General features: G+C 58.4%; 22 protein-coding genes and 1 pseudogene. 12 read left to right on the forward strand and 11 right to left on the reverse strand.

What is annotated here, in order from left to right; all coding sequences use genetic code 11:
* The first annotated feature begins 14 nt into the window (after positions 1-14).
* On the forward strand, positions 15-1,085 hold the full coding sequence (locus tag IG617_RS15310) for a hypothetical protein (RefSeq protein ID WP_192110102.1): 1,071 nt from the start codon (positions 15-17) through the stop codon (positions 1,083-1,085).
* Positions 1,086-1,155: 70 nt separating this feature from the next.
* Here IG617_RS15310 and IG617_RS15315 read toward each other — a convergent pair whose 3' ends face one another.
* Entirely contained in the window at positions 1,156-5,028 is a 3,873-nt protein-coding gene (locus IG617_RS15315) for a hypothetical protein (protein WP_192110103.1), read from the reverse strand.
* 165 nt (positions 5,029-5,193) lie between these two features.
* Between IG617_RS15315 and IG617_RS15320 the strand changes: the two genes are divergently transcribed.
* The 4 genes from IG617_RS15320 to IG617_RS15335 all read left to right on the forward strand — a co-directional run bounded on the left by IG617_RS15320 (position 5,194) and on the right by IG617_RS15335 (position 8,912).
* Positions 5,194-5,433 carry a hypothetical protein gene (locus IG617_RS15320; protein WP_192110104.1) on the forward strand — a complete coding sequence of 80 codons (240 nt, stop codon included), beginning with the start codon at positions 5,194-5,196 and terminating at the stop codon, positions 5,431-5,433.
* Between the two features lie 238 nt (positions 5,434-5,671).
* The gene (locus tag IG617_RS21960) at positions 5,672-6,088 is read left to right on the forward strand and encodes a plasmid mobilization protein (RefSeq protein WP_192110105.1); all 417 of its coding nucleotides are present in this window, start codon (positions 5,672-5,674) and stop codon (positions 6,086-6,088) included.
* On the forward strand, positions 6,085-8,346 hold the full coding sequence (locus IG617_RS15330; protein ID WP_192110106.1) for a relaxase/mobilization nuclease domain-containing protein: 2,262 nt from the start codon (positions 6,085-6,087) through the stop codon (positions 8,344-8,346). The genes IG617_RS21960 and IG617_RS15330 overlap by 4 nt, the downstream gene beginning before the upstream one ends.
* A gap of 200 nt (positions 8,347-8,546) precedes the next feature.
* Positions 8,547-8,912 (forward strand): hypothetical protein, encoded by a 366-nt coding sequence (locus tag IG617_RS15335; RefSeq protein ID WP_192110107.1) that lies wholly within the window; start codon positions 8,547-8,549, stop codon positions 8,910-8,912.
* 190 nt (positions 8,913-9,102) lie between these two features.
* On the opposite strand, the gene IG617_RS15340 is transcribed toward IG617_RS15335, so the two are convergent.
* The 7 genes and pseudogenes from IG617_RS15340 to IG617_RS15370 form a co-directional block, all read right to left on the reverse strand.
* Positions 9,103-9,348, reverse strand: a complete 246-nt coding sequence (locus IG617_RS15340; protein ID WP_192110108.1) for a hypothetical protein — start codon at positions 9,346-9,348, stop codon at positions 9,103-9,105.
* Complete coding sequence (locus tag IG617_RS15345) at positions 9,341-9,493, reverse strand: hypothetical protein (protein WP_192110109.1); 153 nt, start codon at positions 9,491-9,493, stop codon at positions 9,341-9,343. Before IG617_RS15345 ends, IG617_RS15340 begins: the two co-directional genes overlap by 8 nt.
* Positions 9,490-9,948 carry a hypothetical protein gene (locus tag IG617_RS15350; RefSeq protein WP_209008510.1) on the reverse strand — a complete coding sequence of 153 codons (459 nt, stop codon included), beginning with the start codon at positions 9,946-9,948 and terminating at the stop codon, positions 9,490-9,492. Before IG617_RS15350 ends, IG617_RS15345 begins: the two co-directional genes overlap by 4 nt.
* 169 nt (positions 9,949-10,117) lie before the next feature.
* The gene (locus IG617_RS15355; RefSeq protein ID WP_192110111.1) at positions 10,118-10,447 is read right to left on the reverse strand and encodes a hypothetical protein; all 330 of its coding nucleotides are present in this window, start codon (positions 10,445-10,447) and stop codon (positions 10,118-10,120) included.
* Between the two features lie 109 nt (positions 10,448-10,556).
* On the reverse strand, positions 10,557-10,898 hold the full coding sequence (locus IG617_RS15360; RefSeq protein ID WP_192110112.1) for a hypothetical protein: 342 nt from the start codon (positions 10,896-10,898) through the stop codon (positions 10,557-10,559).
* Between the two features lie 1,278 nt (positions 10,899-12,176).
* The gene (locus tag IG617_RS15365) at positions 12,177-12,857 is read right to left on the reverse strand and encodes a DNA-processing protein DprA (protein WP_192110113.1); all 681 of its coding nucleotides are present in this window, start codon (positions 12,855-12,857) and stop codon (positions 12,177-12,179) included.
* A 201-nt stretch (positions 12,858-13,058) separates the two neighbouring features.
* Positions 13,059-13,706: pseudogene (locus IG617_RS15370) on the reverse strand (magnesium chelatase domain-containing protein); the annotation flags it as partial.
* A gap of 197 nt (positions 13,707-13,903) precedes the next feature.
* Here IG617_RS15370 and IG617_RS15375 point away from each other — a divergent pair.
* On the forward strand, positions 13,904-14,143 hold the full coding sequence (locus IG617_RS15375) for a BrnA antitoxin family protein (RefSeq protein ID WP_192110115.1): 240 nt from the start codon (positions 13,904-13,906) through the stop codon (positions 14,141-14,143).
* Positions 14,144-14,262: 119 nt separating this feature from the next.
* A complete protein-coding gene (locus IG617_RS15380) occupies positions 14,263-14,745 on the forward strand; it encodes a DUF305 domain-containing protein (protein ID WP_192110116.1) in 483 nt (160 codons plus the stop codon).
* Between the two features lie 88 nt (positions 14,746-14,833).
* On the opposite strand, the gene polA is transcribed toward IG617_RS15380, so the two are convergent.
* The 3 genes from polA to IG617_RS15395 form a co-directional block, all read right to left on the reverse strand.
* Positions 14,834-17,815 (reverse strand): DNA polymerase I, encoded by a 2,982-nt coding sequence (gene polA / locus IG617_RS15385; protein WP_192110117.1) that lies wholly within the window; start codon positions 17,813-17,815, stop codon positions 14,834-14,836.
* A gap of 57 nt (positions 17,816-17,872) precedes the next feature.
* Entirely contained in the window at positions 17,873-18,904 is a 1,032-nt protein-coding gene (locus IG617_RS15390; protein ID WP_192110118.1) for an acyltransferase family protein, read from the reverse strand.
* Between the two features lie 138 nt (positions 18,905-19,042).
* The gene (locus IG617_RS15395) at positions 19,043-19,546 is read right to left on the reverse strand and encodes an FxsA family protein (RefSeq protein ID WP_192110119.1); all 504 of its coding nucleotides are present in this window, start codon (positions 19,544-19,546) and stop codon (positions 19,043-19,045) included.
* Between the two features lie 232 nt (positions 19,547-19,778).
* On the opposite strand from IG617_RS15395, the gene IG617_RS15400 reads away from it, so the two are divergent.
* From IG617_RS15400 to IG617_RS15420, 5 genes are all read left to right on the forward strand, one after another.
* Positions 19,779-20,516, forward strand: coding sequence for a Tim44/TimA family putative adaptor protein (locus tag IG617_RS15400; protein ID WP_192110120.1), 738 nt, complete (start codon positions 19,779-19,781; stop codon positions 20,514-20,516).
* Positions 20,516-21,736 carry a murein transglycosylase A gene (gene mltA, locus IG617_RS15405; RefSeq protein ID WP_209008512.1) on the forward strand — a complete coding sequence of 407 codons (1,221 nt, stop codon included), beginning with the start codon at positions 20,516-20,518 and terminating at the stop codon, positions 21,734-21,736. The genes IG617_RS15400 and mltA overlap by 1 nt, the downstream gene beginning before the upstream one ends.
* A complete protein-coding gene (locus IG617_RS15410; protein ID WP_192110121.1) occupies positions 21,733-22,314 on the forward strand; it encodes a Smr/MutS family protein in 582 nt (193 codons plus the stop codon). Before mltA ends, IG617_RS15410 begins: the two co-directional genes overlap by 4 nt.
* Before the next feature lie 4 nt (positions 22,315-22,318).
* Positions 22,319-22,690: a helix-turn-helix domain-containing protein gene (locus IG617_RS15415; RefSeq protein WP_192110122.1), complete on the forward strand. Its 372-nt coding sequence runs from the start codon at positions 22,319-22,321 to the stop codon at positions 22,688-22,690.
* A gap of 107 nt (positions 22,691-22,797) precedes the next feature.
* Positions 22,798-25,620 (forward strand): [protein-PII] uridylyltransferase, encoded by a 2,823-nt coding sequence (locus IG617_RS15420; protein ID WP_192110123.1) that lies wholly within the window; start codon positions 22,798-22,800, stop codon positions 25,618-25,620.
* Positions 25,621-25,624: the final 4 nt, after the last annotated feature.

The raw sequence follows: 25,624 nt of genomic DNA on the forward strand, positions 1-25,624 counted from the left end.
TTGGAGGCCGATCTATGAAGCGCAAGAAGCGAGATCCAGAGAAATTCGATCCCTTGGAGTTATTCACGGCAATCGGCCGAGAAAACGACTATAGACTTGATTCCGACGGAAACATTGAAGAGTTCCTGGATCGCGTCGGCACGTCCCTGAAAGAGGCGATCGCAACCCCCATAATGCTTCATGGCAAACGAGTCGAAGCGATGTTCGCCCACATCGCAGGAGCGTTGGGACGTTGCCGCCTGATCAAGCAGGAAGATGCGGGAGCGGTATTCCTGAATGGGAGGGATCTCGCAATCCCCGACTATCGACTCATCCTGACCGATGGAACGATTCTCCTCGTCGAGGTGAAGAATTTCCGTCTGAAGGATTTCAGACAAGACTTTACTATCGATGCGGCCTACTTCTCGAAGCTTGAGGCTTACGCGGCCCTCAATGGCCTCCCGTTGAAACTGGCGATCTACTGCCCGAACCTGAACTCTTGGGTGCTCCTGTCACGAGAGGCATTCAATGGTGATGGAGATATGCTTCGGGTCAATTTCGTGGAAGCAATTGCTCGAAGCGAAATGGCCCTGCTTGGTGACAAGACGATTGCGACGAAGCACGATCTGCGCATCGACTTGTTGGGCGACCCAGCCGAGTGCTCGGTGCCAGACGAAGATGGAAGAGTGCTGTTCACTACCCGTGAAATTCGGATTTATTGCGGAGGCAAGGAAGTCACGGACCGCCTAGGGAAGAACATTGCGTTTTACCTTATGCGGTACGGCGAGTGGATCGAAAGGGATGACCACGACCAAGCCATCATGCAGGACGGAAAGGTGGTTGGCATGCGCTTCATCTATGCCCCTAGCGACCCGGTGGAGGGACAAGGCTTTCAGATGGTGGGCGCATTGAGCAAGATGGTGAGCAACGCTATCAAGGAGTACACCGTTCGCGGGGGAGCAGTGGTGGCACTCGACGTGAAACACGACCCTGATGTTTTCTCACTCAATATACCGGATGACTACAAAGGTACCCTGCCTTTATGGCGGTTCGTCATGCAGCCAAACTACGACTTTCGCGCCGAGGGTCTCGATCGCAAAGCCTAGACGTCGGGAGATTTCCGTTCAGAACGATCCGGGGCTTCAAATATCCGGTGCGTGCGCCGTACTCTCAGGGCTATTCGAAACGTTCGTCCCGACCTCGGTCAATTTCTGTTTCCCAGCTCCTCATTCTTTCGATTTCTTCAGCGAATCTCGCTTTTGCCTCGACGATGAAAGGCAGAAGTTCAGGAGAGACAAGCGCCTCCAATTGTTCGAACAAATGGGCATTTGACTCCATTATTGCCGCCAAGGACCCATCCCCACCGCTCGGTCGGAAGCGTGATATCAACACTTCCAGCACCCGTTGGGGATCTCGTGCACCTCTGATCAACGCTTGGGCCGCCTCCGTCCATATCGGCATTCCGGTCTCTTCGGAACGACCAGAAAGCGGCACGATCGATGCCGCGATCGGATACCTCGCCGAAGGATCCGCTTCGCACCATTCAACGAAAACCGGGTCTGAAATGATACGCGCAGGATTATTCCCATGCCGCCCGACGTCCTTGAAGAGTTTTTGACCGGCCCTGACTTCCGCATCATCGCCGATGAGCAGTGCATCAAGAACGCGAACAGGCTGGGTTTCCAACATGGCCCTCAACAGACCATCGTTTTGGATGGCATAAGTTTCGTAGGCCGCGACGGCCTGCCTTAATCGTCCAGCGATCTCGCCTGCGAGCGGCCCGCAATCTGCATCTCGCAGGCAAATCGCGGCAACCTCTCCGAGGTGACGGTCTCGACGCTGTTGATCCCTGTTAAAGATTGCTCGGCGAAGCAATTCCTGACCGGCGAATATGAGCTCCGGATCATATGCGCGGTGTTCGGAACGGTCGGAGAAGAACCGCATCTGAAGAATATGGATGGCCACATCCCAGCCATCAGGCTGATCCGCGATGAGGAAGAGAAAATCCCTGAGAATGCCGCCGTCCACTTGATCGGTGGCTCGCCCTCCAGCCAATATCGCGAATTTCCCGACAGGCACTTGTCCGGACGTCAGAGCACCTGTCAGACGCTCTACTCCACGTTCGTTGAGTTGGACAGCCATGTGTAGGGACGGCAAGAACGGAACCAGTGCAGGCTGGTCTACCGCCTGATCGAGAAACTCTTCAAGCAGTTCGCCGTCTCGTTCCTTCACCCCCTCAAGAAAGCCAAGGATAACCCGGACATCGCGTTCTGGTCCTGGAACGTCGTTCAGCCGTTCCAAAAAGCTGTTCCATGTGTTGCGGGGATCCGGCACAGCTCCGGCAAGGCCTCGTCCGAATGGCCAGACTCTCTCACCTCCTCGGAGCAGGTCCGGAAGCAGTTCAGCAAATACTGGTTGGTCCAATGCGACCGACTCGCCAAGCTCTTGGCTCCGCCGCACTACGCGTTCGTGTCCCATCGTGCCATCGTCCTCGGGATCATCATCCCCCAAGTCGAAGTCATGATAATCGATACCAAGAACAATTGCCCGCACTTGTTCACAAAGGTTCGTCGGCCTCAATGCCTCTTCAAGGGTCGAGATGCAAGCAATCAAGTCGGGCGGCATCCTGTTGGTGTCGTATCGAAGGGATGCTCGACAAGCCAGCCAACCGCGACGCCAGAAGCCGTTTCCTGCGAACCTGCGAGCAAGGTGGTCCAGTTGATCGGGTGGACAAGCCGACGACCACAAGCCGCGCAGGTTTCCCGCGAGAGTCTCACGAAGTCTTTCGTTATGGATATTTTCGTCGAACGCCAGGCGTTCGATCATCTCCAATGCCGCAGAATACCAGTGCGAGGCTTCCTCAACACTATGGGGCTCAAACCCGTAGTCCCGAGACCTCGCTCCGAATTCAAACTGGAACACGGAACCGAAGTCGGAGGCCTCCAGCGCGGCATCCAATGCTGAAAGACCTAGTGCCCACGCACTTTCGTCCTGAGATCGAAGTAAGTCATCGATGACCCTTAAGCGCTGTTCGATAGTGGCGTGCGTTCCGGACAGATAGAGGCCAAACAGGGAAACGAAGGCTTCAGTTGCTTCCTTTTCGTCGTGCTCATCATCTACGTCGAGTGCGATGCGGGAAAGAATGCGGACGCTTCGATCAAACAGGTCCGGATCGTATGCGAGAGAACGCAACAAAGCTGTGTGCCGCCGCAATACTTGTGAAGCACCTTCTGGCGCACCGTCAGCAACTCTTTCCAAGGCTTCCAAGGCTCTCACGGGCAGGACGGGAGCGACGTTCTCGAAAATCGCCCGCTTCATATCGTCGAGTGATGCGACGTCTCCCAACAGCCCTTCAGGAGCCAACCATCTTTCCACGACGGCAACAGCTTGTGGATGATCGTGGAGGAACATAATCCTGCGAGAGAAGGATCTTGCGAGGCGGTCATTCCCGCTTTCGAGAATTTTCTGATGGATGAACTCGTAGGGCGTATCTTCGAGGGCTCGCGCTGCTAGTCGATTGGCTATGGCATGCGGCAGCACGGCACGCCAAACACCACGTTCTTGAACAAGGTCGCGCCTGAGGAGTTCCCTGACATGACGGTACATCGCCACAGGTCCCAGTTCGGCGATTTCCCCCAAACGCATTAGCTCGGCACCGTCTCCCAGCATTGTTTCTACGTCGAACGAATAGACGAGAGAGCATGCCTGTGCCGCAAGAAGGAGAGCATCGTTCGTTTCGTTGCGTTGTCGGAAGAGCCGCTGGAAAAGATCGTCATCTGAAATACCCGCAATTGACTCCGTCTGCTCGACCGTCTCGGCCAATGCAATGGCAATTCGGGCGTTTCCACCGGAAGCTTCAGCGATGGTGCTGGCATCGACCTGCGACAAGTGCGGGTATCGACGGCGGACCAAATTCTCAATCAATTCCGTGGAGGACGTGTCCAGTCTGACGACTTCAGTTCCCTCCGGCTGGTCATCGCGGATATCGTATTCAACGGTGAGCAAACTGATCGTACTGTCACCGCCTCGACATAGGTCCGTCAATCTCCCGTGCAGATCCGGGGTGCAGTTGTCGACGATGAGGATGGCACGCGCGCCTTTTGCCAAAAGGTCGGATGCGAGCCCCGTCGGTTGGGGATCCGGATTGTCGTTCATGTTTGCGTAAACGGCCAACGCCGGCGCCAAGGGACGTTCTCCCACTCGATCGTCGAACAGAGCCTGGACCAAGCGCGTTTTCCCGACGCCAGACAGACCTACCAATCGAACGACTTTTCCGGGCTCCGCGAGTGTATCCCTGAGTTCGTCCAAGGCGTCCGAAACAGGCCGGGGTTCTCCGCGTTGTCCAAGGTGAAGCCGTAACTTGTCGTCCAACAGATATTCGGCGTCCATATCCTCAGCGGTTCCGCTCCAAGGGCCATAGGGACGCCATCCAGAAAATGCCCTTCCGATCTTCTCCTTTACCCAGGCGATGTAACCCGGATGACGCCTTACCCATGTCGCAAGGCGTGTCCGATCGTAGAACTCGGTTTCGAGTTGATCCGGATTTTCGATGTCGGCGAGTGCCTCACGCATTCCGTCGGTTCGGCGTTCCTGAAGTTCAGTATCGGACGTCGAAGCTCCTGAACTGACAATTACGTATGCGCCAGCCTCATTGGCGAGGTTCTGGATCGAGGGTCGGATCTGGTTATCAGGCCTCATTTCCCGGATGATTTCGGCCCTTGTCATATTAGGTTTCTTGACTTGAAAACCGGTGAGGCTCCTGGGAACGAAACCGCCGATTTCGGAACCGGGCGGCAATGCCACCCGGACATCGATACCTCCGTCCGGCGCATTTTGATTGCCGCCATACGTAACCGCAGAGGGCGAAAGGCCGCGTTGCTCAAGCTCGGCCTCACAAAGCAGTCCGACCAGTTCCCGCAGATCGGAATCGTTCAGTTCAGCGATTTCATCAGGCGTGACGTCAAACATATTTCTCAGTCCAAGACTTGGGTTGCAACGAAGCAAAATAGCAGATTCGGCGTGCACCGTTTCCGTCGGGCGGTCGACCAATAGCCACCGTGCAGTCGGGCGGAATTTCCGTCGGCGGTTTGCTCCTGTCCGTTTCCTCCACGACAATCTTTCATGTGAGCAACAGTCCTTCCCACAGGTAGGGGCCTAAGCTTTCCCCTTGGACCTCAAAGCGACCTGGACAGGTCCCTCGAATACGGAGACGACATGTACAATTTCGACACCGACCACGACAACATCGATCCGACGGAGCGGCCCGACCTCATCGATAATCGTTGCCAGAGCTGCAAAAAAGCGGGCACGCCTTATGTCGCGACATACAACCGGATGACGATCGGAGTGTGCGAATGTGTCCGCGACAAGCTCGGTACGGAATGGTACCTCGAGCACTGTCGCAATGAGGAGAGAGAGCATCGTCGCCTAGTCGAATGGGAGGACAGTGACTAACGATGCTCTAGCTGGCCGCACGTTCCGACAACGCAGTCGAGTGGCGTTTCCGCCGGCGGTTTGCCTGGATCGGATTCCCGCGGAACAATCCTTTTGGAGTTCAAAACCCTTCCTCCGGGAAGGGAGCCAGGCGCGGGCGGCAACTCCGTTACCACCCGATCTGGCAAGGGGGAGGCTTCGCCTGCCCCCGTTGACCCCCACCACGCCCTTGCAGGCGCCGAGAAAAGGAGACGCCACCGTGACACCCGACGACATCACATCCGCCGCGACTGCCGTTTCCCGCCGTCGTCGCTCCGAGACACGCCAACGCACGGCGAGCGTGAGCGCCCGCCTCCTGCCCTCCGAGCGTCAGGCGATAGAGCGCGCGGCCGAGGCGGCTGGTTGCGGGCCTGGGACGTGGGCTCGCGAAACGCTGACTCGTGTCGCAGGCGCCCCGGTTCCGTCCCGCGGCGTCGCCCGGACCGAGCTATCCCGCGCAATCGGGAAATGGACGGGCGAGGCGGGCAAGCTCGGCAACAATCTCAATCAACTTGCTCGCGTAGCCAACTCCGGCGGCCGTGTCGATGCCACCGCGCTCGACCGCCTAAGGGCCGAGGTGGTCGCACTTCATTCCGCCGTCACCGCGCACGATGAGGGCGGATCGGAGGAGGCATGATCGCGGGCGTCGGGCGTCACGCACGCACGCGCCGTGATTCCCGCGCGCTGGTAACGCACCTCCTCAAGCCCGAGAACAATCCGCGCGTCCGCATTCTCGGCGGTACGCTCGCCTCCGATCTTCCCGATGCCGTCCGAGACATGGAAAGGCTCCGGGACGCGTCGAAAGCAGACGCTGCCGCTCTTCACATCTTTCTATCTCCCTCCCTTGCGATGTCTGACAACGAGCTCGCTCGCGCTGCTGAGATCGTGATCGGCCACTTCGGCGCCGAGGGGCATCCGGCCGCGCTCGTGTTCCATGATAAAGAGCGCCGCGACGGCGACGGGCATCGCCACGCCCACTTAGTTCTTGGCCGCGTGAGCCCTGAGGGTCGCGTTCTCGAATCCGGATACGAGAAAATCAAGATCGAGACCGCCTCTCGGATCGTTGAGCATGAACTCGGCGAGCCGGCGACCCTCGGCCGACATCACGCCAGCGCCGTCCACTGGCTTCGAAACAACCGTCGCGAGGACGTGGCTTCGTGGCTCGAAGCCATTCACGGCCCTGACCCTGAACGTCCGACGTCCGCAGCCTCGCCAGATAAGCGTCAGGCGCTCGCCCGGCAGGGCGTCAATTTTTCCGACGCCCGCGCCGCCATCCGCGATGCCTGGACGTCCGGCGGTGCCGAGGCGGTGCGATCCGCGGGGTACGAAATCGCGCCCGGCCGGAAGTCCGGCGTCTACATCGTCTCCGCGGGTAACGTCGAAATCGGCGCACTCGATCGTTTGACGGGCGAGAAGCGCGCCGACGTCCGATTGGTCATGGAAGCCGATCTGGATCGGATTTCCCGCAAAGAGAGCAAATCCGAGAACACTCAACGGCCTGGGAAGCCCGCTGAGAGCGTTTCTCAACCCTCGACGGCTGATCCTTCATCCGAAAAATCGGCCTCTTTTCGTCCGGTCCGATCTGGAACCGGAACCCGTCCGCCCTTGTATGGCCGCAAAAAGAGCGGTGCTGAGCAGGTTTCCGAAGCGAGCGCCGAGCAGGCGCGTCAGTTCGCCGAGGGACACAACGTCCGCCTTGACGACCGTCTTGCAGTCGCCGCAGCCCGCCGCTGGATCGAGGGCCGCCGTGCGACCCTTAAAGGGGCGATCCTAGAATCCTCTCAGGCGCTGTCCGATGCCGACGCCCGCCGCGAGGTTGCCCAGTGCCGCCGCGGGCTCGCAGTTCTCGACGCCGCCGATACTGCTCTACGAGCAGACCCCGGCCTTGCCTATGGTGGCGAGAAAGCGCTTATGGGCGCCGCCCGACGCCTGCATGCCGAGCGCACGGCGGCAACTCGCGATGAAATCCGGACCGCGTGGGAATCCGGAGGCGTCGCCGCGCTCCGGAACGCTGGTTACGAGATCGCGCCCGACCGTGACGGCACCTGGCGCGTCCTCCGCAATGGCGTGCCACTCGGTACTCTTGACCGCCTGACCGGGGAGAAGCCTCCCGACGCCCGTCAGCGCTCGGCGTTGGCTCCGGACGCCGAAAAGCCCACAAAATCGCGTAAAGGGCGCACTTCCTGGAACCCTCAACGTCCAGAGAAGCCCGTACAGCGCGATTCCAGAGTTGCCACGGGTGATCCTTCATCCGGAAAACAGCCTCGACGCCGCACTCCGGAAGAAGCCTTCGCCGCCGCGAACAGCTTCCTCGATCGCCTCGACGCCAATCTCAGCGGCAGGATCGCGGAACTTTTTTGTCCGGATCGCCTTCCTGAGCCTGCCGAGCTTACAGACGCCCGGCGCCGCCTCGCCGGAGCCGCTCAGGAACTGGCTGCGTGGGATGCTCACAACGGCACTCGTGTTACGGAGCTCCGTCTTCGAACCGCCTCTGGGCGTCCTCGTAGCTTCTGGGCTTGGGCATTCGGCGCGACGGGACGATACGACGTCGCATCTCGAGAACTCGCCGCATTATCTGCTGAGCGCGAACGCTTCCTGATACCGGTCACTGCCGTCCGCCGCGAAATCAATATACTGCGGACCGCTCAAGAGGTCCGTCAGAGCGGTCACGACGATACTCGAAGCCGCGAGCGGGAACGCATGGTAAGCCAAGCCTCACTGATCCCTGACGCACGTGCGGCGCTCACCGAAGATCCGGCGATTGCTTTCGGTGGTCAAAAGGCTCTTGCCGCCGCCGCTCGCCGCCGACAGGCCACTCGTTTGGCTGAGGAGCATCGCGCCGAACGCGATCTACAGCCGGAAGGGCACACGATAGGAGGTCTCTATGGGGGATAATACGCGGGGAATCGAAATGAAAGCGACGTTACCTCGCCGGCATCGGAAGCGGCGTCGGGATTTCCGGGATCGTCTCCGCCATCAAGTCCTCATGCGACGTCGTCGCCGGCGGAAGCGCGGTCTCGTTTCATGGCTTATCCTGCTGATCACGACGATTTTTTCGGGGATGCCAATCCCAGGATATTTTTCTAGGAGGTCAGATGGCTTGGAGCGAAAGAGCACAGATGCGAATACACGGCATGAGCTTGCGAGAGCTTGTGAAGAGGATTTCGGCTGCCAGCTTGAAAAAGGATCTCATGAGCTTGCCCGAAACGGAAGCGCTGTGGCATCGCACGCCAGACGAATTGAAAGGCTATTTAGTTCGCGTACTGTACGAACGCCGCGAGCCATGGCGGCTGAGAGGCGCGCCGATGCCAAAATCGGACCAAAATTATTTTGACCACTGGCTTGCAGGCCGGGATCGGGACTTCCCAGAACTCCGGCCCGGTTATACACCGCCACCGGACACGTTCGACGAAGACAACGGTGACGACGACGCCGGATCGCCGCCACCTCCGGGTCCGTGAAGTCGGTAAGGGATTCGGATCTCAATTCGTGGCTCAGGAAACGACGTCCGGCCGGAGGAAGGGAGCTCGCTACGGCGCATGATGATGGGCGCGCTCCGCTCCCTCCCTCCGGCCTGCCGCAGTGCCTAAAAAAGCCCTCGAGGAATCAAATCCACGAAGGCTTTTTTTGTTGATCGCATGGAGAGCGTCGTCAGAGGCGACTTCTCCATTCTGTCAATCTATCCCGGTACTCTTCTTTGAGAGTGAAGACCCGCGACACATTGGCCGGATCGAGATAATCCCACGCATCGTTTTCTGAGAGCGTTGTGATGCCTTCCAAGCTGCCGAGAACAAGACCGGTGGCGCATCGCACTGACGTCGCCCCAGTCAGTTCTTCAGGAGTTTTTTCGCCTGACAAAACGGCTTCAATCCTCTCGCGGACTTGTCTTTCAAACATCTTCTTTCATTCCTTTTTGTTCCGGATGCTGTGCCGCTTGTCCAGCCTCGGCAAGGACGGGCCATGCTTCGATCATTCGCTGTACCTCTTCCGGAGTCGGCTTCAGGGCCTCAAAGTAGGCCTGAATCACATCGTCTGCCGTCATACCGCGTCCTCCCGCAGAATGGCCGCAGCCACGGCCTCGCGGTGACTTGGATCCAATCGGTCAATGACTTCCCAGTTCCACAATTCGTCGGCGATATCCGCGAAATCTGCCGCCGCGAGCGCGGCATGCAGCACGGACCGTTCGCCAGTACTTAAGATGCCGTCGAGATCGCGCGCACGAGATGCGAGGCTGTCGTCCGGATTTTTGTCTCGCATCTCGCGGTTTTGCTCGACGAACCGCGACCGGAAGTCGGCCCATCCGAGGCAGGCGTCGAGATCGACGCCGATCCTGCTCAAAATTTCGCGAGCAGGGCCGTCTTTGAATGTTTCGAATGTGGTCATGCGCTTCTCCGTGAAGTCGGACGTCACGCCATGTTGCCTGAGATGAACCGCGCGTTCCGCGGTCTGCCGGGCAGAGGCGGCGCCGTATTCAACTCCGCTCGCGAGGATGCTCATTATGCCTTCATTGTCCGGACCGTCGATCATCCAAACCCAGCAGTTCCCCGGTCTTTCGGGCTCCTCCGGGCAATTTCGGATTATCTCCACCCACACGGAATAGTCTCCGGCTTCAGACGCATAAAAATCCGGTCTATCGGAAGGCGATTGAGGAACGCCCGGTGTCCAATCAATCTTCATCTGGCTCCCCCCATTCAAATTCAAGCCATTCCTCCACCGTGTCCGACACACGTTCACGGACGGTCATGATGTAGATCACGTGCCCGCGAAAACCGAATTCCTCACGGACGCAGACTTCATGACCCGCCATCTCGATTGTCGACGTGTATGCGCCTTGTTGCCGTTCTAGTACGTCGCGCCCTCGACGGTCGGCGGTGGCTAGGCGACGGTGCTCAACGAGAAGCGCTTGGATGTCAGCCGGAACCGGTAGTCCGGTGCTCACAAAAACCGTCATCACGGGGATGGCCGGCACCCACCTGACTTTCAAACTGATGTTCATGCCGCTTCCTCCGTCTCTGTGCTCGTGGTCTTCATCAACTCTCCTGTGCATGTCAGGAACATTTTGAAAATGGTGCCGGAATTCCGGCACCAGGTTGTCGGAACAGGGGTCAGGCGACGTTCTGGACATTCTCAATGCCGGCTTCGTCGTAGATCATTTTCGCGAGCCAACCCTGACCGAAAAAGTTGATGACCGCCTTGGCATCGTTGGCGACGGTAGCGCGCCGAACGTTGCGTTCCCCCTGCCATGCCGTGCGATTCTCAATCACGCAGACGAAGTTGCCAGCGCTGGTTCGGTATAGCTCGAGCTCATCCCAGTTGCCGACCTGTCCGCTGTAAATCCCGCTTTGCCGGTCGGTGCTGGACGCCGCAGACGCGATTCTTTTTCCGGTGAATTGCAGATCTGGTCCGTCGTCCTGCTCGATAAGGTACTTCCTACACTCGTCACTCATGAAGTCTCCTTTGCTTTCTCATGAGAAGTTGAAACACGTCGCGTCAAAATTTTCGAGCGACTTGGTTCATTATAGCCAGCACGTTAAATAAAGAGTCAAGTCCATGTCGGAATCTTTTTCAGGATATATATAAAAGTTGCTCTTCATTGTTTTTGTTAACGATTGCTTGTTTCATTATTAACTTATAAGGACTCATTTTTTACTTTAAGTATTGGATTATTTATTTAAGGATTCAAGTGGTGCAAGCAAAGGACTCGATGCCCGGCGATGTCTGATCAAAAGCCGGGCGCAAGGACTCGTTCAAGGATTCACGCAGGGACCCTCCTAGCGACAGGATTCGGTAAATCCGTCATGAATGCGGTGTCGGTTTGGGCATGCAAAAGGACCGCCCGCGTGGCGGCAGACGGAATTCGCCTATGGTCAGGAAAGGGCGAGGGCCGCTCACAATATTAATCAGGGTGGGCCGCCCGGTTGACCAAGCTCTCTTCTGGAGCAACCAACCAGAACGGACGTCAACCAAGGACGCCGCGGAACGAATCCGGGAGCGCTTGATCTCGGTCGAAGCCTCTCCGGTAACGATCAAACGTTGGACGGAAATAATTTCCGTTTCAAATTAGTTTCGCGACTGACGGCGTTTGCCTATTCCCGATGAGACCTGATCATGGCTCTCGATGCGATTTCCCGGAATTATATGCGGTGATGGTACCGACGGCGGGATCAAATATCTTGTCGATGTCATCCACCATGCCTTGAGTCCTTATCATCGCAAAGATGCGGATCTCAGCGTGTGGAAATGCTTGATGGAGTAGCTCTGCGCATGCGGCAGTTGTACGGCCCATAGTGAGGACATCGTCTACAATCGTGATTTGGTCTGGTTGAAATAGGCCACCTTGATCGACTTGCATGCTTGCGACATGCTCGCTGATAAGTGGCCGTCCGCCAGCATTCGACGAAGACGATGACTTTTTGACAGCCCTAGTCCTTTGGAGTGCAGGAAGGACAGTTCCGTAACCACCAGCCTCGAGTATATCGGCAATGACCTTGGCGGGCCAAAGAGCCCCAGGCGCAAGCGGAGCACTTCGCGGCACTGGTACCAAGGTCACCTCAGGATTCAGGAATGGTTGCAAGACCCGCGCATCGGGCGTCGCCAGTTTCGGAAGGGCATTTCTGATCAACGACGTACTGCCGCGCTTGATCCCACCGCAGGTTTTACGGGATCTGACCGAAAGCTCCGAAGTACCTCGAGGAGAATAGTTCGCGAACGTGCCGTAAACGTACTCAGAAGGCACTCTCAACACCAGCCGTGAAACTAGGGATGTCGTAGAGCACGTCCGGCATATCATCTCTCGTCAGCACTTGGGCGCCATACGCGATCAACTCAGCAGGCCATGTGAGGGAAGTGTCATCGGCTACATTTTTCATAATGTAGACCAGTCGACCGAGCCGGATTGCTTCCCAACCTTGGTGCCGTGTTCCACTCTTCTCGGAAGCCTCGACGATAATCGTCGCATCTGAAATAAGAGCCATAGTCCGATTGCGTTGCGGAAAATTCTTCGGGTTCGCCGGATAACCCATTGGAAACTGAGACACCGCTAGATGCTTATGTTTAATCAGTTCCAGCAAGTCCTTGTTCTTGGCCGGATAGGCTTTATCAAGTGGAGTGCCGAGAACGGCGATCGTGTTGCCTCCAAGAGCGACGGCGGTTTCATGCGCAACCGTATCAATACCATCGGCGAGGCCGCTGACGACCGTAATGCCGTGTTCAACGAGCGCTTTGACTAACGCCTGGGCGCGCCTTACGCCATTTTCACTGGCCTTCCGGGAGCCGACAACAGAAACCCGCAGGCCGTCTTGAAGAAGGGATTTCCGTCCCTCCAAATACAACTCGCGAGGTGCGTGTTTGCGCTCGAAGTCATTGAGCGGCCCGAGAAGTTTTTCTGTTTCTATTGGTATTGACATTCAGAATTCTCAACATGACGGCATTCGTCACTACTCGGGAATCAGGGTAGCTTATTCGATTCTCGAGCACCAGAATTAATATCCAGTTGCGCGGGCGAGGAAGGTGTGACTTGCCGGGAACCCATTACGCCCATGGCGGGGCGAAAAGCAGGGCTTGGCTTTCCGAATCCCGGAGCGGAATTCAATTCCATTAATGTACCACAACATCAGCAGGTTGTGACCACCGGCTGCGGCGATTTCCAGCGCCCGCTTGGCAGTTTCCTGGCCTTTGACCTCGCCGAGATCCGGCAGGTTGCCGGGTGTGCCCTGAAGCTTTGGCGAGGGACGGGACAGAACCTGGGTGCCTTTGAAATGGTTGGCGAGCTGGATCAGGGAAACAGGCGCCAGAATGTCCATCTCTGCATCCGCCCAAGCGGCCTCAGCGCCACAGTCCGCCGGACAGATCAGTCCTTTGCCGATGGCATTGGCGCCCATGGCAGCTGGCAGAACGCCCGCGACCGGTGCAAGACGGCCATCAAGACCCAACTCGCCCAGAACCGCATATGCGCCGAGCATGTCTGCCGGGATTGCGCCAATGGCAGCCATGACCCCGAGCGCAATCGGCAGATCATAGTGGGAGCCTTCCTTGGGAAGATCGGCAGGTGCAAGATTGACGGTCACTCGCTTGGCCGGAAGGGCGAGACCAGAGGCATGAAGGGCAGCTCGCACCCGCTCCCGGCTTTCGCCGACCGCCTTGTCGGGCAGCCCGACGATCGTGAAGGCAACCATGCCAGGTCCAACCTGCACCTGAACATCGACCGGCAGGGCATCGATGCCCTGAAAGGCAACAGTCGTCACACGGCTTACCATCACGCGCCTCCACCAAAGATTGCATATGACGCTAAGACACTTTTTCGGAAATAACAAGAACGAATAAAGAACAAAAGATCGAGGCGTATGGATCTCGCGGGCACGATGTAAAATACTGGTGGGTGAGAAAGAAAACCCCCGCATCGCTTCAATTTGGCTATGCTGGGGCACAAACTCCTTCAAACTGGAAGCACATCATGGCCTATCCGCCCCGCCGTTCCACAAGTGCCGTCGACAAGGCGGAGGCATTGTTCAAGAAAGCCACGACAAAGCCGGTCGAAGAAGCGCCCAAGGCCCAGACGTCGGCCATTCCGGTCGGCAAGGAGACCGTGTCCGTCCGTCTCGACAATGATGTCCTGGCTTTTTTCCAGGAAGACGGCCCCGGCTGGCAGGACCGCATCAATGCGACCCTCAGAAAGGCGGCCGGGCTGAGTTAGCCAAGCAGACCCCTGCCTGTTTTACAGGGCCTGCCAAGGCAAATATGGGAACACATCCGGGGTGTCGGCGTTGCTGTCAGAAGCACCTGACCCCAACCCGATGTTCCCGGAGATGAGCTATGCACGGCTCCTATACTCGTTTTTTCGCAATGATCGCCACCTCGACAGCGCTCATGCTCGCCCTGATGTATCTGAACACCTACGCGATCGATCATGTCTTCTTCAGCGAGACGAGGGTGTACATGGCGCTGTATATGGGTGCGGCGATGATGGTGGTGATGCTCGCCTTCATGCTGCACATGTACCGAAATCGGACAGCGAATATCGCGATCTTTGCTGCTGCTGTGGTGATTTTCTCCGGAGCGCTCTTTTTGGTCCGATCGCAGGAAACCATTCAGGACGCTGCCTGGATGAAGGCAATGATCCCACACCACTCGATCGCGATCCTCACCAGCCGCCGCGCGGAACTTTCCGATCCGCGCGTCCGCGACCTTGCTGAGCGGATTGTTGAGGCCCAGGTCAAGGAGATTGCAGAGATGAAGGCGCTGATCGCAGATCTTGAAGGCGAGACGAATGAACGCCGAGTCGGATCCGCGAATTGAGTGGTCTCAGCGCCTCCATGATGATTTCGCTCGCAGGGCATACCGCCACAGCCGATCATCCCGGTAAGGCCAAGAGGCATTTCAGGCGTTAATGCGCCTCGTCCCAATTGTCGGCGGCGCGGGCGTCCACCTGGAGCGGGACGGAGAGCTGGAGCACGGGCTCGCAGGCCTTTTCCATGACTTCGCGGACCAGCGGGATCGTCGCCTCCACCTGATCTTCCGGCACTTCGAAGATCAATTCGTCATGCACCTGCAAAAGCATTTGCGCGTCGAGCTTTGATCTGGACAGCCGGTCCTCCATGCGAACCATCGCGCGGCGCAAAATGTCGGCGGCAGATCCCTGGATCGGCGCGTTGATCGCGGCCCGCTCATAAAAGGAGCGCATGTTCGGGTTCTTGGTGTTGACCTCGGGATAATGCGCCTTGCGCCCGAAAATGGTCGTCACATAGCCGTTGGCATGGACGTCTTTCTTGACCGTTTCCATATAGTCCTTGATGCCCGGGAAACGCTCGAAATAGGTCTTGATGTAGTCGCTGGCTTCGCCGCGGCCGATGCCAAGCTGATTGGCCAGACCGAAGGCGGAAATACCGTAGATGATGCCGAAGTTAATGGCCTTGGCCTGACGGCGCACCATCGGATCCATGCCTTCAATCGGCACGCCGAACATCTCGCTGGCGGTCATGGCGTGAATGTCGAGACCATCCTCGAAGGCTTTTTTCAGCTGCGGGATATCTGCCATATGGGCCAGCACACGCAATTCGATCTGGCTGTAATCGGCTGAAATCAGCTTGTGACCCTTTTCGGCGACAAAGGCCTTACGGATCTTGCGGCCTTCTTCCGTGCGAACCGGAATGTTTTGAAGGTTCGGCTCGGAGGAGGACAGGCGCCCTGTAGTGGTCGCCGCCAGGGAGTAGGAGGTGTGAACCCGGTTTGTCTCCGGATTGATGAAGCCGGGAAGTGCGTCGGAATAGGTGGATTTCAGCTTGGACAGCTGCCGCCAGGACACGATGCGTGATGGCAGCTCGTGACCTTCGGCTGCGAGGTCTTCCAGCACGGATGCAGACGTCGACCAGGCACCGGTCTTGGTCTTCTTGCCGCCCGGAAGGCCCATCTTGCCAAAGAGAATATCGCCCAGCTGCTTGGGAGAGCCGATGTTGAAGTTCTCGCCAGCGAGCTCCCGGATTTCGTCCTCCAGCGCGGCCATGCCCTGGGCAAAGTCGCCCGAAAGGCGCGAGAGCATCTGCCGGTCGACGGAGATGCCGCGTTTTTCCATCCGGCCCAGAACCGGCACCATGGGCCGTTCAAGCGTTTCATAGACCGTAGCCATGTGTTCGGAGGCAAGCCGTGGCTTCAGCACCTGCCACAGGTGCAGGGTGACATCGGCGTCCTCTGCGGCATAGGCGGTCGCCTTGTCGATCACCACCTTGTCGAAGGTGATCATCGACTTGCCGGACCCGCAGATTTCCTTGAACGGAATGGGCTTGTGGCCGAGCCAGCGTTCGGACAACTCGTCCATGCCGTTGCCGCCTTTGCCCGCATCGAGCGCGTAGGACAGGAGCATCGTGTCGTCGGCAGGGCCGATGTCGATGCCGTGCCGGATCATGACCAGCCAATCGTACTTGAGGTTCTGTGCAATCTTCAGAACACTGGGGTCTTCCAACATGGGCTTCAGCGCGGCAAGCGCGTCATCCATCGGGATTTGACCGGCGACGAGACCGCCACCGCCGAGAAGGTCGCCTTCACCGTCGACATGGCCCAGCGGCACGTAACAGGCCTTGCCCGCAACGGAGCAGAGAGACAGGCCGACAAGGTCTGCCTGCATGGCATCCAGGGATGTCGTCTCCGTATCGAAGGCGACATGGCCTGTTTCATAGGCTTCCGCGATCCATTCCTTCAGCCTCTCGAGCGTCGTCACGGTTTCATAGGCGCTGGCGTCAATCACGGTCGCGCGCGCTGCTTCCGCCCGCGCTTCGGCCACGGTCTGCGGGACCATCATGCCTTTCGGCAGATCGGCGGGATCACCGCCTGCGGCAGAGGTGGATTTGGCAGCAGGCGCGGCATGTTCAACCAGGCGGCCCTTGTGGTCAGGCATATCCCAGCCCGGCACCTGGAAGTCGGCCGGCTCGATGTTGGTAGCCTCAGCGCCGGTGGTCTCGGCGACCCGCTTGGTCAGCGTCGTGAACCCCATGGCCTTGAGGAAGCCAACCGCCTTGGGGCCGTCCAGGTCGGTCACCGAAAGATGCGTCACCGGCACGTTGACCGGCACATCCTGCTTGAGGGTGACAAGCTGTTTGGAAACACGCGCCTGATCGGCGAATTCAATAAGGTTTTCCCGGCGCTTATTCTGTTTGATCTCGCTGGCGCGGGACAAAAGTGTTTCCAGATCACCATATTCATTGATCAACAACGCGGCGGTCTTCAGGCCGATGCCCGGCACGCCGGGGACATTGTCGACGCTGTCGCCTGCCAGCGACTGGACCTCGATCACCTTGTCCGGACCAACGCCGAATTTCTCGAAGACTTCCTCTTCGCCGAAGATCTTGTTCTTCATGGTGTCGATCATGCCCACCTTCGGGCCGATCAGCTGCATGAGATCCTTGTCGCCGGAAACGATGGTCACCCGTGCGCCCATCTCGGCGGCCTGCACGGCGTAGGTCGCGATCAGATCGTCGGCCTCATAGCCTTCCTGCTCGACGGAATGGACCGAAAAAGCGCGAGTTGCCTGACGGATAAGGCCGAACTGCGGGATGAGGTCCTCGGGCGGTTCGGGCCGCTGCGCCTTGTATTCAGGATAGATATCCGAGCGGAATGTTTTTGACGAATGGTCGAAAATCACCGCGAAATGTGTCGGCTCATCGCCCTTCTCCGGCGTCAGCCCTTCCTGCAGAAGCTTCCACAGCATGTTGCAGAAGCCTGATACAGCACCCACCGGCAGCCCGTCCGGCTTGCGCGTCAGCGGCGGCAGCGCGTGATAGGCGCGGAAAATGAACGTGGAGCCATCGACCAGGATCAGGTGGTCATCAGCGGTGAGCGCGGGAAGGGAGTTCTCTGTCGACATGGCGCGGATCATGCCTGCAAGGCGACCGTGAGAAAAGACCTAATCCAACCTGTCCGCAGCCGATTGAGCTTATTCTGCCGGCTGCAATCGTGCCTTTGGAGCCAAGGTTCCCGGCAAATAGGCCCATCCCGGCCGCCGGAACAGGAACCAGCCGAAATTGGTCTTTTGGATCATCCAGAACAGGATCATCGGACTGATCACGGAAACTGCCGTGACGATCAGCGATATGGTGCCGATATCAAGAAAGCCGAGTTTCAAAAGGATAACGCGCGTCACACCCATCGGGAAGAAGAACGCCAGATAGATGACGATGGAATTTTCGCCGAAGTGGGAGAGAAAATTGAACCGGCCTGCCTCTGTGATCAACGTGCTGGTCAGAACGATGGCGCCTGCGCCCGCAGCCCCAAGCGCCAGGGAGACAATGGGAAGACCGGACCAGCCGGCAGCGACCAGCCCGCCGTTGACCAAAGCCCAGATCGCAAGCACTGTCAGGCTGAGCGGGACGCGTGCCCTGGCCCAATCGGCCAGCTGGAAGATCTTTGGCGCAAAGATATAGCCTGCGTAAAAATAGACGAAGCGCGAGGCGAATTCATCGACCAGAAGCCAGCCTGTGTGGATTGGCGCAATCTGCAGAAGCGCGGCGATGCCCAGAACAAGCTGCCAGGGCAGGCCCCTGTCATGCGTTAGCTTACAGACCACGAAGAACACCGGCAGCATATAGATGAACCACAGCGTGCCGAACGGCTGGATGAAGCTGACGAAGTAGTATTGAACCGCGCCGAGCCAGCCGAGATCCGCGGCAAAGACGGGTGCCTTGACGGCGAATTGGATCGTCATCCAGAGCGCATAGAAATAGGCGAAATGAATGACTTTCCGGTCGAGATAAAGACGCCAGTCGCGTGTGATGACATTCGACAGGAACAGTCCGGAAATCAGGAAGAAGTCCGGCATACGGAAGGGCGCTGCAAAGGCGACGATGGCATGCATCCAGCCGGTTTCGCCCGCTGCGGCCTCAACGCCCAGCACAGAGTGCATCATCACCACGAAAATGATGCAGATACCCTTGGCCGTATCGACCCAGTCAATGCGCGTCGAAGACATCCGCGCCGCCTCGCCCTTGGTTCAGATCTCCTCAAATCTTACGATGGGTGCGCTGAAGAGGGGTTAAGAGGCGTGGTCAAGCGGGCGCCAAAACCGGCGTTCCACGTCACAATGGTGTGAGGAGCGTAGCTGAGAGCCTCAGGATCCGGGCTTGTCGTCACCGGACCACGGGCTGATACGGGGGGTGCCCGTCGGCGACGTCTCGTCTTCCGCTCGGCTCCAGTCGCCTTCGTCCAGATCCACGACGCCTTCTTCGCGCCGGTGCATGGATCCACCTTCAACAATGGTGACATTGGCCCGCGCAATGATGAAACGCGCAACCGCATCGCGCACCGGCGGAACAAACAGCAGAAGGCCGATCGCGTCGGTGACGAAGCCGGGGATCAAAAGGAAGAGGCTGGCCAGAACGATCAGCGCGCCATGCATCATGTCGCGACCGGGCACCCGACCTGCATCCATCTCGCTCTGCATCCGCATGATGAGCGACAGGCCCTGCTGACGCAGCATGATCGTGCCCGCCACGGCCGTCAGGACAGTCAGGATCACTGTTGGCAGAACGCCGATGGCACTGCCCACCTGGATGAAGACCGCGATCTCGATCAGCGGCAGCAGAATGATGAATGCAAGAATATAAAGGGCCACGAAGTTTCCGTCGTCTCTGTGTTACTCTGGCTAAAGGTAGTCATCTAGGCTAGGGATTGCGAGGGGTTTGCGCCTCGCAAATGAACCTTTGTCAAATTACTGTCTTGCCCTTGGCTCTGGATGCTGGTTCAAGGGCACCTACATAGGACATAACGCCTGCACTTCAGGGTTGGCACGGCCTTCGAGCCTGATGCCGTCCGAAGTGCCACGACAGGATAGCCGGTAGCACGAAATGAACGAAATTTTCGACGTTTACAACATCATCTTCCTGGCGCTGGCTGTGTTCATCATCTTCCGCTTGCGGTCGGTGCTGGGCAAGCGTACCGGCAACGAGCGCCCGCCGTTCGATCCTTATTCAAAGTCCGACAGGCAGGATCAGGATGCCGGACCGGCTGGAGATGCAGACAGCGACGACAACGTGATCCCGCTGCCAGGTCAAAACGCCCCGCAGTCCGAACGTCTGGATCAGGGCCAGAGCGATGACGTCGTGATCGAAAAGGTTGCGCCGGCCGGCTCCGCTCTCAACGAAGCGCTCCGTCAGATCCTCTCTGCCGATCGCAGCTTCGAGCCGGGACCGTTTGTTGAAGGCGCCAAGGCGGCCTACGAGATGATCGTCATGGCTTTTGCCGACGGCGACCGCAAGGCCCTGAAATCGCTTCTGTCCAAGGACGTTTACGAGGGTTTTGTTTCTGCCATCGATGACCGCGAGAAGCGCGGCGAAACCATCGAATCCACCTTCGTCGGCATCGACAAGGCCGAAATCGTGGAAGCAGCTCTCAAGGGAACCCAGGCGCAGGTGACGGTGAAGGTTCAAAGTCAGCTGATTTCCGCGACCCGGGACAAGTCCGGCGAGATTGTCGACGGCGACCCGAGCAAGGTCACCGAGGTCATCGACATCTGGACGTTTGCGCGTGACACCTCTTCGCGCGATCCGAACTGGAAGCTTGTTGCCACCGAATCTGCAGAGTAATGCGGCAGGGTTCCGGACGGTGCGTCCGGGCGGGACTTCTTGGCTTTTGTCTTGGTGTCGGGGCGCTCTTGATGGTGACGGAAGAAACCGAGGCCGCTCCGGCCGGCAAGACTCCAGACGGATTTGTAGAGACCGGCTTTGACGCTCTGCCGGGCTGGGCAGATGACAATCACGCGGATGCCCTGTCGGCGTTTCTTCGCTTCTGCAGATCCTCGGGAACGCTCTTGTCCAAGGGTCCGATCCGCCTGTCTGCGGAGCGGGCAGATGAAATTTGCAAGAACGCTCTGGCGGCCGAAGGCGCAGGTAATGCCGCGGCAAGGGCGTTCTTTGAAGCCGAGTTCGTCCCTCATGTGATTGACGCAAAAGGCTTTGTGACCGGATATTATGAGCCGGAATTGGCGGCATCCAGGACACAAAGCGGTGCCTTCCCTGCACCGCTCTTGAAAGCGCCCGAGGGCCTTGTCCAGATCACGAGCAGCAATCGCCCCAGGAACTGGCCGGAAGAGCTGAGCCATGGTCGGCAGACAGCCAAAGGAATCGTTCCCTTGCCCGACCGCCCGGCGATCATGGCGGGCGCATTGGCGGAAGAAGGTCTCGATCTGGTCTATCTTTCAGATCCGGTCGAAGCCTTTTTCGTTCATGTCCAAGGCTCCGCGCGCCTGCGGCTGACTGACGGCGCCGCCATGCGCGTCGGCTATGCCGGAAAGACCGGGCACCCCTACACATCGGTGGCGCGTGTCCTCGTGAACCGTGGCGAGGGAACCCCTGAGCAGCTTACGATGACCGGTCTGCGCAAATGGTTCGTGGACAACCCCGATCGCCGTGACGAGCTCCTGGGCCAGAACCGCTCCTACATTTTCTTCCGTGAAGTCGAGATCGAAGATCCAAAAGACGGCCCTATCGGTGCGGCCGGGTTGCCACTGGTTGCCGGGCGCAGTTTGGCCGTGGATCTCGCGCATCTGTCCCTTGGGTTGCCGATTTTTCTTGAAACTAGCTTGTCAGACGTCAAGGATCTGTCGGATGTCGAGGGACTGACGGCCGATTTGCGCAGGCTGGTGATTGCCGATGACACCGGATCGTCGATCAAGGGCGCGGCACGGGGCGATCTCTTTGTTGGCTCCGGACTGGCCGCCGGTCGAATTGCCGGCGACATCCGCCACGCGGCGCGCATGACGGTGCTGCTGCCCAAATCGGCCAGATCAGAGCGCGGCAACAGATGAAACCGCCGAAAAAGCGCAAAAAGGGCCAGCTGACCTCCGAGGACAAGGAGCTTTGGGCCAAGGTCACGAAAACACTGACACCCATGCACCCTCAGGCCCCACAACCGGTCGAGCCTGAAGACTTTTCAGAGATGCTCGACGGCAAGAAACAGGCGGCGAAGCCCAAACCGGGCACGGAAACGGCTATGCGCACGCCACCTAAAGCGCCCAAGCCGGCCGCGCCACTTCCGCTTCATCAGCTCGAACATCGCTACCGCAAAAAGCTTGTCCGTGGCGTGAAACCCATCGATGGCCGCATAGATCTGCATGGCCTGACCCAGCATCAGGCCCATCAGCGCCTGCGCGGGTTTTTGTATGAGGCGCAGGCTTCAGGTTACAAGGTCGTGCTGGTGATCACGGGCAAGGGCGGGCGCAGCGAAAGCGGCGGCTTCATGGATGAGCGCGGCGTTCTGCGCCGCGTTGTGCCACAGTGGCTGGCGATGCCGGACATGCGGTCCCTCGTGATCGGCTATGAAGAGGCGCATGTGACCCACGGTGGGTCAGGTGCGCTCTACGTGCGTATCCGCAGACGGAGGTGAAACAGTGACCCCTCTTGGAGCAAAGATCCGCGAATTGCGCCAAAAGCGCGGAATATCCTTGAAGGACATGGCGGCGGAACTTTCCGTGTCCAGCGCCTATCTATCGGCACTTGAGCATGGCAAGCGCGGCAAGCCGACCTGGTTTCTTGTGCAAAGGATCATCACTTTTTTCAATGTCATCTGGGATGAAGCCGAGGAAATCCAGCGGCTTGCAGAATTGTCGGATCCGAAGGTGACGATAGAAACCGCGGGTATGGATCCGAAGGCGACCGAGCTGGCCAACCGTCTGGCCGGGAGCATCGGAGGCCTGTCGCCGGAGTCCCTTGCCCACCTCCTGCACCAGTTGAGGGTTGTCGCGGCAAAGGACGGAGTTTAAAGGCATTCTCCGATTGTAAAGCCTTTGCTGCGCATACTGGTCCTGGCGCCAATGCTTTACGACGCAAACCGACCGGCACATCTACATTTTGGAAAACGGCCTGATTGATGAAGAACACCGCTGAAGACCTTGCTGGCCTGATCGACGCGAATGCCTTGCGGCAACGCCTGTCTGACCTGACGAAGGATACGGATGGCGATGGCTCGGATCTCAAGATCCGGTCGAAGGTTCTTGGCGAGCTGAAGAGCGTCATGAAAGCCGGCCGCACCATTGCGGAAGAGCGCCTTAATGAAGACGGTGGCGGTCTCTTGTGCGCACAGCGCCTGTCATTCCTGCAGGACGAGCTGATTCGCGTGATCTATGACTTCGCGCTTCACCACGTCTACCGTGTGACCAACGCGTCTGCCGCCGAACGCATGTCGGTTGTGGCCGTCGGCGGTTATGGCCGCGGCACGCTTGCGCCGGGTTCGGACGTCGATCTCCTGTTTGTACTGCCCTATAAGCAGACCCCCTGGGGCGAACAGGTCGTCGAATATATTCTCTACATGCTCTGGGACCTCGGATTGAAGGTCGGTCATGCAACCCGAAACATCGAGGAGTGCATTCGCCTTTCCAAACAGGATATGACCATCCGGACGGCGGTCCTGGAAGCACGGTTTATCTGGGGCGACGACGCTCTTTATGAAGAGCTTGTCAGACGGTTCAATGACGAGGTCGTCGCCGGCACCAGTTCTGAATTCATTGCGGCCAAGCTGGAAGAGCGGGACGAACGTCACCGCCGGCAAGGCACATCCCGTTATCTGGTTGAGCCGAACATCAAGGAAGGCAAGGGCGGTCTGCGTGACCTCAACACCTTGTTCTGGATCGCGAAATACCATTATCAGGTGCGCCGCCAGTCTGAGCTGGTGAAGAAGGGAGTGCTGTCTCGCTCCGAGTACAAGCGCTTCGTCAAGTCGGAGGACTTTCTGTGGGCGGTGCGCTGCCACCTGCACTTTCTGACCGGACGCCCCGAAGAGCGCCTCTCCTTTGAGGTCCAGCGCGAGATCGCCATCCGGCTGGGCTATACGCAGCATCCCGGCCAGAAGGATGTGGAACGCTTCATGAAGCACTACTTCCTGGTGGCCAAGGATGTTGGTGACCTGACGCGGATTCTATGCGCCGCGCTGGAAAGCCAGCATGTCAAGGAACCGCGCGGCCAGGGTATTTCAGGCCTCATGCGCCGGCTTCGTGTCGGCCGACCTTCAGTTGCAGCAAAGCCCGTGGCCGGATTTGCAGGCTTCGAGGTCGAGAACAACCGGCTCAATGCAACGTCGGAAACTGTCTTTGCCGATGAACCGATCAACCTCATCCGTGTGTTTCAGGTCGCCGACAAGAACGATTTCAATCTGAATCCGGAACTGACCAAGCTGATCCGCCGGTCTTTGAAACTGGTCGATCGCGGCCTGCGCAATGATCCGGAGGCAAATCGGCTTTTCGTCTCGATCCTGACGTCCCGCAACAATCCGGAAAAGACCCTCAGGAAAATGAACGAGGCTGGCGTGTTGGGCCGCTTCGTTCCGGACTTCGGTAAGGTCGTGGCGATGATGCAGTTCAACATGTATCACCACTACACGGTTGATGAGCACCTGATCCGCTCCATCGGCGTTCTGGCGCAGATCGAACGCGGCGATTCAGGTGAAAACCATCCACTGGCGTCGGATCTGATCAGCACTCTGCAAAGCCGCAAGCTGCTTTATGTGGCCATGTTCCTCCACGACATCGCCAAGGGCCGCCCGGAGGATCACTCCATCGCTGGTGCCCGTGTGGCGCGAAAGCTGTGCCCGCGTTTCGGTCTCACCAGTGCAGAGACAGACACGGTTGCCTGGCTGATCGAACATCATCTGGACATGAGCACCATTGCCCAGTCCCGGGACCTGTCCGACCGCAAGACCATTACGGACTTTGCAAATGTCGTTCAGTCACTGGAACGGCTGAAATTGCTGCTGATCCTGACCGTCGCCGACATTCGCGCGGTCGGTCCCGGTGTGTTCAACGGTTGGAAGGGGCAGCTTCTGAGGACCCTCTTTTACGAGTGCGAGCCGCATCTGACCGGTGGACACACGAAGGTGTCCCACCGCCAGGCTGTTGAGCAGGCCAAGGAGACGCTTGTTTCCGAGCTGGGACATTGGAGCGAAGAGGAGCGGAACGCTTACGTGAACCGTCACTACAAGGCTTATTGGCTGCGTATCGACCCGCAGCGCGCTCTGGCCCATGCGGAATTGATCCGCAAGGTCGACCAAAATGACGACAAGCTTGCCTTTGACGTTACGCCGCATTCCTTCGAGGGCGTGACGGAAATCACCGTTCTGGCCCCCGATCACCCGCGCCTGCTGTCGGTGATCGCAGGCGCGTGTTTTGCGACCGGTGCGAACATTGTAGACGCCCAGATCGACACAACGACCGATGGGTTCGCCCTTGATACGATTTTCATCAGCCGCGAGCTGCCGGACGATGCGGATGAGCGCAGGCGCGGTGAGAGAATTGCCAAGTTGATCGGCAAGACCCTGCGCGGCGAGGCGCCTCTGCCGGAGACCACCATCAAGAAGGCGTCGGTCAAGGGGCGTATGAAGGCCTTCAAGGTCGAGGCGGACGTTCTGGTCAACAACTCCTGGTCCGACGAATATACGGTTCTGGAAATCTCTGGTCTGGACCGGTCCGGTCTTCTGTATGACCTGACGAGGTCGATCGCGACCTTGAACCTCAATATTGGGTCAGCCCATATTTCGACCTTTGGTGAGCGCGTGGTCGATGTGTTTTACGTGACCGATCTGACCGGACAAAAGATTGCCAACATCGGCCGTCAGGAGATTATTCGTGAGCGTCTGGCCGCTGCAGTGGGTGGAGAGGTCGATATGAGTGCGGCCGCCCCGATCGCCCGGCAGGCGTCCTGACCTG

Source organism: Roseibium polysiphoniae, assembly GCF_014842925.1.
In the GTDB taxonomy this organism is placed as follows: Bacteria; Pseudomonadota; Alphaproteobacteria; order Rhizobiales; family Stappiaceae; genus Roseibium; species Roseibium polysiphoniae.

Excerpts from the sequence above, each read along its gene's own strand:
- IG617_RS15380 (WP_192110116.1), top strand. The coding sequence starts at position 14,263 with ATGCACGGCTCCTATACTCGTTTTTTCGCAATGATCGCCACCTCGACA.
- IG617_RS15400 (WP_192110120.1), top strand. The coding sequence starts at position 19,779 with ATGAACGAAATTTTCGACGTTTACAACATCATCTTCCTGGCGCTGGCT.
- IG617_RS15365 (WP_192110113.1), bottom strand. The coding sequence starts at position 12,857 with ATGTCAATACCAATAGAAACAGAAAAACTTCTCGGGCCGCTCAATGAC.
- IG617_RS15320 (WP_192110104.1), top strand. The coding sequence starts at position 5,194 with ATGTACAATTTCGACACCGACCACGACAACATCGATCCGACGGAGCGG.
- IG617_RS15360 (WP_192110112.1), bottom strand. The coding sequence starts at position 10,898 with ATGAGTGACGAGTGTAGGAAGTACCTTATCGAGCAGGACGACGGACCA.
- IG617_RS15355 (WP_192110111.1), bottom strand. The coding sequence starts at position 10,447 with ATGAACATCAGTTTGAAAGTCAGGTGGGTGCCGGCCATCCCCGTGATG.
- IG617_RS15390 (WP_192110118.1), bottom strand. The coding sequence starts at position 18,904 with ATGTCTTCGACGCGCATTGACTGGGTCGATACGGCCAAGGGTATCTGC.
- IG617_RS15350 (WP_209008510.1), bottom strand. The coding sequence starts at position 9,948 with ATGAGCATCCTCGCGAGCGGAGTTGAATACGGCGCCGCCTCTGCCCGG.
- polA (WP_192110117.1), bottom strand. The coding sequence starts at position 17,815 with ATGATCCGCGCCATGTCGACAGAGAACTCCCTTCCCGCGCTCACCGCT.
- IG617_RS15310 (WP_192110102.1), top strand. The coding sequence starts at position 15 with ATGAAGCGCAAGAAGCGAGATCCAGAGAAATTCGATCCCTTGGAGTTA.
- IG617_RS15335 (WP_192110107.1), top strand. The coding sequence starts at position 8,547 with ATGGCTTGGAGCGAAAGAGCACAGATGCGAATACACGGCATGAGCTTG.
- IG617_RS15340 (WP_192110108.1), bottom strand. The coding sequence starts at position 9,348 with ATGTTTGAAAGACAAGTCCGCGAGAGGATTGAAGCCGTTTTGTCAGGC.
- mltA (WP_209008512.1), top strand. The coding sequence starts at position 20,516 with ATGCGGCAGGGTTCCGGACGGTGCGTCCGGGCGGGACTTCTTGGCTTT.
- IG617_RS15345 (WP_192110109.1), bottom strand. The coding sequence starts at position 9,493 with ATGACGGCAGACGATGTGATTCAGGCCTACTTTGAGGCCCTGAAGCCG.
- IG617_RS15375 (WP_192110115.1), top strand. The coding sequence starts at position 13,904 with ATGGCCTATCCGCCCCGCCGTTCCACAAGTGCCGTCGACAAGGCGGAG.
- IG617_RS15420 (WP_192110123.1), top strand. The coding sequence starts at position 22,798 with ATGAAGAACACCGCTGAAGACCTTGCTGGCCTGATCGACGCGAATGCC.
- IG617_RS15330 (WP_192110106.1), top strand. The coding sequence starts at position 6,085 with ATGATCGCGGGCGTCGGGCGTCACGCACGCACGCGCCGTGATTCCCGC.
- IG617_RS15410 (WP_192110121.1), top strand. The coding sequence starts at position 21,733 with ATGAAACCGCCGAAAAAGCGCAAAAAGGGCCAGCTGACCTCCGAGGAC.